The organism is Actinoplanes sp. NPDC049598 (genome assembly GCF_040675435.1).
Lineage (GTDB): Bacteria > Actinomycetota > Actinomycetes > Mycobacteriales > Micromonosporaceae > Actinoplanes.
Window position 1 is genome coordinate 556,793 of record NZ_JBFAOX010000002.1, and the last position, 7,745, is coordinate 564,537.

Consider the following 7,745-nt stretch of genomic DNA (forward strand, 5'->3'; position numbering starts at 1 on the left):
TGCCACCGCGGCGCCTGATTCGTCCTCAGGCGCCGCGGTGGATGCGGTTGCGGCCGCCGGCCTTGGCGGCGTACATGGCCGAGTCGGCGCGGCGAAGCTCGCCGTCCGGGTCGGCACCGGTGGCGGCGGTGATGACGCCGATGCTGGCGCCGATGTAGACCGGGCGGGCCGGCGCGGTCAGGCTGGCCACGGCCAGGCCGGCCACCCGCAGGCGCGGGGCCGCACCCTGGGAGGCCGGCGGGCCCGGGCGCGACAGCGCGGTCACCGACGGGTACAGCGCCGCCGCGCCGCCGAAAGCCTGCATGGCCGGCCAGCCCAGGTCGACGATGCTGCCCGGCTGGTAGACGCCCATCAGGCCGGTGACGGTGTACGCGATGTCGGCCACCAGCAGCGCCAGGACGCTGCCGACGAACAGGAAGAACGCCGGCGGCCGGTCGCCGCGGCCGGTCACCAGGCGGGCCAGCACGGCCAGGACCAGCAGGAGCCGAGACTGCCGTCACGGACGTACGGCACGATCAGGAAGACCTGGATCCAGTAGACGATCTCGCCGAGCGCGAAGCAGGCCCGGTCGGCCGCCGCGGCGGCGCCTTGAGCCGGGTGTCGGTCTGACGTTTTTCGGTTGATCGACGATCACCCGGGTAGGTGCGAGAGTGATCCAATGGTGAAAGGGGTTCACAAGTGCCGGCGATGACGCACGATATCGAGGACCTTCGTCAGAACAGCCGCATGTACGACGCCGTGATCGAAGAGATCGACGGTCGCCGGATCCGGATCGGCCAGGACTGGCTGGTCGACTGGGCGTCCTGCAACTATCTCGGCTTCGACCTCGACGAGGAGATCATCCAGGCCGTCGAGCCGCAGCTGCGCCGCTGGGGAACGCACCCGAGCTGGTCGCGCATGCTGGGCAGCCCGAAGATCTACCCGGATCTCGAGGACCGGCTGACCGAGCTGCTCGGCGCCGAGGACGTGCTGCTGCTGCCGACCATCTCGCAGATCCACCTCGGCGTGATCCCGGCCCTGGTCGGCCAGGGCACGGTCATCATGGAGAGCCGGGCCCACCGCACCATCTACGACGGCTGCGTCTTCGCCCGCGGCCAGGGAGCGACCATGAAGCGCTTCCGCAGCGGCGACGTCGAGGAGCTGACCCGCCTGCTCAAAGAGGCCACGGCCCGGCCGGTCATGGTCGCCATGGACGGCGTCAACAGCATGACCGGCGACATCCCGGACCTGAAGGTCTACGCCCAGCTGTGCCGGGAGTACGACGCGACGCTCTACGTCGACGACGCCCACGGCATGGGAGTCATCGGCGAGCGCGGGCCGGACGAGACCTCGCCGTACGGCCTGCGCGGCAACGCGATCGTCAAGCACTCGGGCGAGACGTACGACAACGTCATCCTCGTGGGCGGCTTCTCCAAGGCGTACAGCTCGCTGTTGGCCTTCCTGGCCCTGCCCACCGCGGTGAAGAACCAGCTCAAGGTGGCCGCCCCGACCTATCTCTACTCCGGGCCGTCGCCGGTGGCCTCGCTCGCGACCGTCTGGGCCGGGCTCGACGTCAACGACAAACGCGGCGACGAGCTGCGCGGTCACCTCTACCGGCTGACGAACCAGCTGCTCACCCACGTCCGCGGGATGGGCGTGCACACGCTCAACGTCGACGACACCCCCGTCGTGGAGATCCCCATCTCGCCCGAGCACGACCTGATCGCGGTCTCCGAGAAGCTGTGGGCGGCCGGCCAGTACGTGACGCTGGCGCCGTACCCCGGGGTGCCGCGCGACGAGATCGGCTTCCGCGTGCAGCTCACCGCGGCGCACACCGAGCAGCACGTCGCCGACCTGAACAACGTGCTCACCGAGCTGGCTCAGGAAGGCGCCCTGCGCCCGGCCCTCCCCCAGCAACGCCGCCACGCCTGACGAGGCAGGATGCACGGCATGCCGGTGATCCAGGACCTCAGTTCCCTGCCGTACGCGCCGTACCTGCGCCCGCTCGGCGAACAGCTCGCGCACGACGGCGACCACAGCGAGATCCACCTCGACGCGGTCGAGCTGGACGAGGTCGCGGCGGCCGGCTCCCGTTTCTCCGAGAGCGCGATGACGGCCGTCACCTTCACCGGCGGCGCCTACGACAAGGTGCGCCTGGACGACGTGTGGCTCTCCCGCTGCCGCTGGATCGGCGGCAGCTGGGGCGAGTCGCAGCTGCTCGACGTGACGATCCTCGACAGCGCGATGGCCGGCGTCCAGGCGTACGGCTCGCAGTGGCGCCGCGTGGTGGTGCAGGGCGGCAAGCTGGACAGCCTGAACCTGCGCGGCGCCAAGCTGCAGGACGTCGAGTTCCGCGACTGCGACCTCGCCGAGGTCGACTTCGGCGGCGCCACCCTGACCGGCGTCACCTTCCCGGGCTCGGCGATCCGCCGAGCCCGGTTCGACAAGGCCACCGTCAAGAAGCTGGACTTCCGCGGCGCCCGCGAGCTCGACATCGCCCAGGGCTGGGACGCCCTCCGCGGCGCCGTCATCGACGTCAACCAGCTCGCCGAGGCCGCCCCCGCTCTGGCCCAGGTCCTGGGCCTCGTCGTCAAGGACCGCTAGAGAAAGACGATCCCGTCGTCGTCCGAGACCACCTCGGCGCCGGGGCGCAACTCGCACTCACCGATGAACAGCCCAGGAGGGCGCGGTGCACCGAGCCGTGGCCGTCGACGACCAGGACGCGGCCCCGGCCGGGCTCGCCGAGCACCGACTTGAGCAGGGCGTTGTCCTCGAAACAGGAGACGGTCTTTGACGTGCCACGGAAGGCGGCGTGACCTCCGGCGCTCTTTCAGTCGCGCAGGAAGGTCTCGATCAGTGGGGTGAGGGCAGGGGCGAACTCGTCGAAGAAGCCGTGGCGGCCGCCCTCGTGGATGCGGAGGGTGGCGTTGGGGATGCGGTCGGCGAGCAAGGGGGCGTTGGCGGCGGGGACCATGAGGTCGTCGGTGCCGTGCAGGATCAGGGTGGGGGCCTGGATCTGCGGCAGCACGTCCCAGGCGTCGTGGCGGTTGCTGGCGCGCAGGTGGGCGCGGGCCTCGTCGGGGGTCATCGTGGGATCGCCGAAGAGGTGGCTGTGGCCGGACCAGGCGTCGGTGTAGAAGAGCTCGCGCAGGGTGTCACGGCGGGATGAGGCCAGGCGGCGGCGGATCTCGTTCGAGCGTTCGTGGGCGTGCCGGCCGCCGGGCGAGGTGCAGGCCAGGACGAGCTTCTCGACCAGCGACGGGTGCCGGGCGGCGAGGAACTGGGCGACGCGGCCGCCCATCGACGTGCCGTAGACGAAGGCGGGCTCGCCGTTCAGGACGCGGGCGGCGTCCTCGGCGAAGCCGGCGGTGGTCCAGTCCTCGACCGGGCCTCGGCTGCCACCCGTACCGCGCCAGTCGAAGGTGACGACCCGGAAGCGGTCCTCGAAGAGCGGGCGGATGCCGCTCCACCAGTCGTGGGAGTTGGCCTGGCCGGCGAGCAGGAGCAGGGTCGGGCCCTGCCCGCTCGCCTGGACGGCCAGGGGGAAGGTGCTCAAGGCTTGCGGCCGACCGCCGTCCAGATGTTGATGTCGTTGCGGGCGGGGATCTCGGTGCCGGGGTCGGGGCGCCACTCGCTGGCCGGGACGACGCCCGGGTCGACGAGCTCCAGGCCGTCGAAGAGCGCGGCGAACTCGTCCTTGGGGCGGGTCCAGACGTCGGACTTGCCGGTCTCCACCAGCTGGCGGTAGAGCGCCTGCTGCTCGGGCGTGCCGAAATCGGAGGTGGCGTGGGTGGCGACCAAATAGCTGCCCGAGGGCAGCGCGTCGAGCAACCGGCGGACGATGGGCTGGGCCGCGCCGTCGCCGTGGATGAAGTGCAGGACGGCGATGAGCATCAGGCCGACCGGCTGCTTCAGGTCGAGGGTGTCGGACAGGGCCGGGTCGGCCAGGATGGCGCCGGGGTCGTTCAGGTCGCGCTCGATGTACGCCGTACGGCCCTCCGGGCTGCTGTTGAGCAAAGCCCGGGCGTGGACCATGACGAGCGGGTCGTTGTCGACGTAGACGATCCGCGACTCGGGGGCGACGCGCTGCGCGACCTCGTGCGTGTTGTCGGCGGTGGGCAGGCCGGTGCCGATGTCGAGGAACTGCCGGATGCCGGCCTCGGCGGCCAAGAAGCGGGTGGCCCGCTGCAGCATGGCCCGATTGGCCAGCGCTCCGAGGCGTACGGCCGGGAAGAGCCTTTGAAGTTCGTCGCCGGAGGCGCGGTCGGCGGCGAAGTTGTCCTTGCCGCCGAGCCAGTAGTTGTAGCGCCGGGCGGGGTGGGGGACGTTGGGGTCGATGCCGGAGGCGACGGGGTCCACAGGGGAACCTTAGATCAGCAGGATTCGTAGTGATAGCCCGCCTCGCCCGGTGGGACGACGTCCCGGTCGCGCAGGACGACGGAGATGCGCGCGCCGTGATCCCGGCACGCCTCACGGTAGGCATCGACGCCGTTGTCGGTGTATTCGATCTCGTACACCTGGTCGCCGTAGCGGTCGAGATAGGCATCGCACTCGTCGAAGACCGCGCACTCCTCGGTCACCGCGAAGTCGAACCCGATGCTCCGGCCGTCGAACTCGGCGGCGTTCTTCTGCCCGAGGGCCAACCCGTTCCGGTGCGCCTTCGCCACCAGGATCCGGGCGTACGCGACGGCGTCGCTCTTCGAGATCAGACCTCCCGACCGGCTGTACGAGTCGAGGTTGTCGGGCTCCACCGCCCGGAACCCTTTCGTCGCGCACCCCTCGAACCACCCGCCGGCGATCTCGCCCAGGGCGGCCCGTTTCGTGTCGGTGGTGATGTCCAGCAGATATTCCCCGGGCCAGTCCGGGTCCTCTTTCTTCAGGACCAGATCCGGATGCTCGGCCCGCCACCAGTCGTTCTCGCCGGGCTGGGTCTGATACGCGTTCACGTAACAGATGCCGTAGACACCGGGCGGGGCCGCCGCGGTCCGGTCCCGGTCGACGATCGTCACGCCGGCGGCCGGCTGGTAGGCGCCTCCGAGCTGATAGTCGAACCGCCCGTTGGCCGGCGGCGCGGCCCAGCCCACCGCCGGCGGGGCCGGCTCACCGCCGTCGCATCCCGCCGCCACCAGCGCCGCGAGGGCCGCCACCAAGATCCGCCGCATGCCCCCACCGTAGGCGGTACCGTGCGTGCGGTGGAGAGCCGACGGGTGGTGAGCGACGACGAGGTGACCCGCGCCGGGTGCCGTTTCTTCCTCCGGCACGGGACGGTCGACATGGCCCGGCTGGCCGAGGACATGTGCGTGAGCCGGGCCACCCTCTACCGGATCACGCACAGCCGCGACCGGCTGCTGGGCGACGTGCTGTGGCGGCTGGCCGAGCGGATGCTGTCCGAGGCCCGCCGCGAGTGCACGGCCACCGGGGCCGACGGCGTCCTGGAGGTCACCCGCCGCTTCACCGAGCGGCTGCTCGCGGCCGAGCCGTACCGGCGTTTCCTGACGGCCGAGCCCGACGTGGCGGCCCGGGTGCTGATGACCGGCGCCGGCGGCGTGACCGAGCGGGTGGTGGCGGCCCAGCACGAGATCTTCCGCGCCGCCGGCCTGACCGGGGCCACCACCGACCTGGCCTATCTCTACGTTCGGATCATCGAGTCGAGCCTCTACGGCGAGCTGGTGCTCGGCCGGCACGCCGATCCGGCCCTGGCCGAGCGCGTGCTCGAAGGGATCTTGCGACAGCTGTCGCACGATTCCCGGTGACCATGGTGTCACCGATCGACTGACGTTTATGGTTCGGCGTGCCCAAGCGCCGCGCCTTGTGGTTGCTGGCCGTGCCGGCGGCCGCGCCCCTCCTGACGCCCCTGACCAACCGGCTCGAGCCCGCGCTCCTGGGCGTGCCGTTCTTCTACTGGTACCAGTTCTTCTGCGCCTTCCTTGCCATCGGCGTGCTCACCGCGGTCTACCTGATGACGACGGAGAAGAAATGACCGACGTCACCGTCTTCGTGGTCCTGATGTCCGTCGTGCTGTTCGTCGGCTTCGTGATGGCACACCGGCGTACGGCCAGGCACCGGGAGACGCTCGAGGAGTGGGGCGTGGCCGGGCGGGCGTTCGGCAACTGGACCACGTGGTTCCTGCTCGGCGGCAGCATGTACAGCGCGTACACCTTCATCGCGGTGCCCGCCCTGACCTACGGCGCCGGCGCCATCGGCTTCTTCGCCGTGCCGTTCGCGATCGTCACCGCCCCGCTCACCTTCGTGCTGACCACCAAGATCTGGTCGGTCGCCCAGCGGCACGGTTTCCTGACCCACGGCGAGTTCGCGGGCGCCCGTTTCGGCTCCCGCGGGTTGAGCGCGCTGGTCGCGGTGACCGGGATCGTCGCCACCATGCCGTACATCGCCGTGCAGTTGATCTCGCTGCAGGCGGTGCTGCGCACGGTCGGCCTCGGCGGCGAGCTGCCCCTGCTGGCCGCGGTCACCATCGTGTCGATCTGCACGTTCCGCTCGGGGCTGCGCGCCCCGGCCCTGCTCTCCATCGTCAAGGACGTCCTGCTGGCCTGGATGCTGCTGACGGCCGTGCTGATGGTGGCCATGTACGGCGGCTGGGACACCACGTTCCACCAGGCTTCGCAGCGCCTGCCGGCCGGCCTGCTGCTGCCCGACAGCGGCCAGCTCGGCTTCCTCACCCTGGTCCTCGGCTCGGCGCTGGCCATCTTCGCCTACCCGCACGCGCTGACCGGCATGCTCGCGGCCAAGGACCGGGCCACCGTGCGCCGCAACGCCGCCGCCCTGCCCATCTACTGCGTGGCCCTGGCCCTGATGGCCCTGCTCGGTTTCTTCGCCCTGGCCCGTGGTGTCACCCCGATCGACGGCGACCTCAACACCGTCGTCCCGCGCATGATCCACGAGTATTTCCCGCCGTGGTCGGCCGGCGTCGCCTACGCCGCCCTGAGCATCGCCGCCCTCATCCCGGCCGCCGTCATGTCGATCGCAGCCGCCAACTGCTTCACCCGCAGCATCTACCGGCCGTACCTGCGCCCGCGGTCCGCCCCGGCCGAGGAGGCCCGCGTCAGCCGCTGGGCGTCGCTGGCGGTCAAATTCGGTGCGGTGGCGTTCATCCTGCTGCTCGACCCGACCTACTCGGTCGAGCTGCAGCTGATCGGCGGCGTCATCATCCTGCAGACCGTCCCGGCGGTCGTGCTGGGCCTGCTGACCAACTGGTTCCACCGCCAGGCGCTCATCATCGGCCTGCTCACCGGTCTGGTCGTCGGTGTCGTCATGCTCTACGACATCCCGCGCCTCGATGCGGCCGGCCGCGTCGCCGAGGCCCACTTCGGCGGCTCCAGCTGGTCCCTGGGCGACGGCCGCACTGTCTACGTCGGACTGGTCGCCCTCGCCGTCAACCTGCTGGTCACCGTCGTCCTCACCGCCCTGCTCCGCCTGACCGGCGTCCCCTCGGGCCCCGACGCCACCCGCCCCGCGGACTACGACAGCGACGCCGACGACCCCCGCCTCCGCCGCCTGGACGCCCTGCTCGACGGTCTCCCCCGCCCGTCGGACTCGCTCGAGGTGCGCCGGTAGAGACGGACATATCCTGACATATAGTGTCGGCATGCGGAGCTTCCTCGTGCCGGCCATGACCGTCTCTCTCCTGGCCGCGGCCGCGCCGGCGCCGGCCGCGCGGCCGGCGCCCCCCCCCCCCCCCGGGGGCCCCCCCCCCCCGAAACATCGGCAGAGCACACATCTGAACTACACACACAAAAAAAAAGAAAACG

10 protein-coding genes are annotated in these 7,745 nt (G+C 70.9%); 5 read left to right on the plus strand and 5 right to left on the minus strand.

Annotated elements, in window-relative coordinates; translation table 11 throughout:
- Window positions 1-25 precede the first annotated feature (25 nt).
- Window positions 26-466, minus strand: coding sequence for a hypothetical protein (locus AB0J66_RS08520; RefSeq protein WP_364657314.1), 441 nt, complete (start codon window positions 464-466; stop codon window positions 26-28).
- A 221-nt stretch (window positions 467-687) separates the two neighbouring features.
- On the opposite strand from AB0J66_RS08520, the gene AB0J66_RS08525 reads away from it, so the two are divergent.
- Together AB0J66_RS08525 and AB0J66_RS08530 are read left to right on the plus strand one after the other, a co-directional pair.
- Window positions 688-1,911, plus strand: a complete 1,224-nt coding sequence (locus tag AB0J66_RS08525; RefSeq protein ID WP_364657316.1) for a pyridoxal phosphate-dependent aminotransferase family protein — start codon at window positions 688-690, stop codon at window positions 1,909-1,911.
- An 18-nt stretch (window positions 1,912-1,929) separates the two neighbouring features.
- Window positions 1,930-2,583: a pentapeptide repeat-containing protein gene (locus AB0J66_RS08530; RefSeq protein WP_364657318.1), complete on the plus strand. Its 654-nt coding sequence runs from the start codon at window positions 1,930-1,932 to the stop codon at window positions 2,581-2,583.
- Here the strand turns inward: AB0J66_RS08530 and AB0J66_RS08535 are convergent.
- The 4 genes from AB0J66_RS08535 to AB0J66_RS08550 form a co-directional block, all read right to left on the minus strand.
- Window positions 2,570-2,728: a hypothetical protein gene (locus tag AB0J66_RS08535; protein ID WP_364657320.1), complete on the minus strand. Its 159-nt coding sequence runs from the start codon at window positions 2,726-2,728 to the stop codon at window positions 2,570-2,572. The genes AB0J66_RS08530 and AB0J66_RS08535 overlap by 14 nt on opposite strands.
- Window positions 2,729-2,809: 81 nt before the next feature.
- Complete coding sequence (locus tag AB0J66_RS08540; protein WP_364657323.1) at window positions 2,810-3,535, minus strand: alpha/beta hydrolase; 726 nt, start codon at window positions 3,533-3,535, stop codon at window positions 2,810-2,812.
- Window positions 3,532-4,338: an SAM-dependent methyltransferase gene (locus tag AB0J66_RS08545; RefSeq protein ID WP_364657325.1), complete on the minus strand. Its 807-nt coding sequence runs from the start codon at window positions 4,336-4,338 to the stop codon at window positions 3,532-3,534. Before AB0J66_RS08545 ends, AB0J66_RS08540 begins: the two co-directional genes overlap by 4 nt.
- 14 nt (window positions 4,339-4,352) lie before the next feature.
- Window positions 4,353-5,141 (minus strand): endo alpha-1,4 polygalactosaminidase, encoded by a 789-nt coding sequence (locus tag AB0J66_RS08550; protein ID WP_364657326.1) that lies wholly within the window; start codon window positions 5,139-5,141, stop codon window positions 4,353-4,355.
- A gap of 30 nt (window positions 5,142-5,171) precedes the next feature.
- Here AB0J66_RS08550 and AB0J66_RS08555 point away from each other — a divergent pair, with 30 nt between their 5' ends.
- Genes AB0J66_RS08555 through AB0J66_RS08565 form a run of 3 tightly spaced genes read left to right on the plus strand, consistent with a single transcriptional unit; the run spans window position 5,172 to window position 7,551 of the window.
- A complete protein-coding gene (locus AB0J66_RS08555) occupies window positions 5,172-5,732 on the plus strand; it encodes a QsdR family transcriptional regulator (protein WP_364657329.1) in 561 nt (186 codons plus the stop codon).
- 38 nt (window positions 5,733-5,770) lie between these two features.
- Entirely contained in the window at window positions 5,771-5,959 is a 189-nt protein-coding gene (locus tag AB0J66_RS08560; protein ID WP_364657332.1) for a DUF3311 domain-containing protein, read from the plus strand.
- On the plus strand, window positions 5,956-7,551 hold the full coding sequence (locus tag AB0J66_RS08565) for a sodium:solute symporter (protein WP_364657333.1): 1,596 nt from the start codon (window positions 5,956-5,958) through the stop codon (window positions 7,549-7,551). Before AB0J66_RS08560 ends, AB0J66_RS08565 begins: the two co-directional genes overlap by 4 nt.
- The last annotated feature ends 194 nt before the right edge of the window (window positions 7,552-7,745 follow it).

What these genes read in the sequence shown, in the direction of transcription:
- AB0J66_RS08525 (WP_364657316.1), top strand. Translation starts at nt 688, where the DNA reads ATGACGCACGATATCGAGGACCTTCGTCAGAACAGCCGCATGTACGAC.
- AB0J66_RS08530 (WP_364657318.1), top strand. Translation starts at nt 1,930, where the DNA reads ATGCCGGTGATCCAGGACCTCAGTTCCCTGCCGTACGCGCCGTACCTG.
- AB0J66_RS08550 (WP_364657326.1), bottom strand. Translation starts at nt 5,141, where the DNA reads ATGCGGCGGATCTTGGTGGCGGCCCTCGCGGCGCTGGTGGCGGCGGGA.
- AB0J66_RS08565 (WP_364657333.1), top strand. Translation starts at nt 5,956, where the DNA reads ATGACCGACGTCACCGTCTTCGTGGTCCTGATGTCCGTCGTGCTGTTC.